Source organism: Roseovarius nitratireducens (genome assembly GCF_002925845.1).
GTDB lineage: Bacteria > Pseudomonadota > Alphaproteobacteria > Rhodobacterales > Rhodobacteraceae > Roseovarius > Roseovarius nitratireducens.
The window spans coordinates 1-377 of the sequence record NZ_PDNI01000024.1; the positions used below are offsets into that span (position 1 = coordinate 1).

At 37.9% G+C, this 377-nt stretch carries 1 pseudogene; it reads left to right on the forward strand.

Annotated features, from left to right (window positions below):
• Nucleotides 1-48: 48 nt before the first annotated feature.
• Nucleotides 49-377, forward strand: a pseudogene (locus CRJ03_RS20535) (cytochrome c oxidase subunit II); the annotation flags it as partial.

The following is a 377-nucleotide window of genomic DNA, read 5'->3' on the forward strand; positions in this document are numbered from 1 at the left end:
CTAACTGTAAAAACTTTAGGACATCAATGATACTGAAGTTATGAGTATACAGATTACGAAGATTTAAATTTTGACTCATATATAATCCCAACATCCGAACTAAAACCTGGAGAACTCCGACTTCTTGAAGTTGATAACCGAGTAGTTCTACCTATAGAATTACCTATTCGTATATTAATCTCTTCAGAAGACGTCCTCCACTCATGAGCAGTACCCTCACTAGGACTAAAAACTGATGCAATTCCAGGGCGGTTAAATCAAGCCACTTTAACATCAACTCGCCCTGGTCTATTTTATGGACAATGTTCAGAAATTTGTGGGTCCAACCACAGCTTCATACCAATCGTCCTAGAAATGGTTCCACTAAAACACTTTGA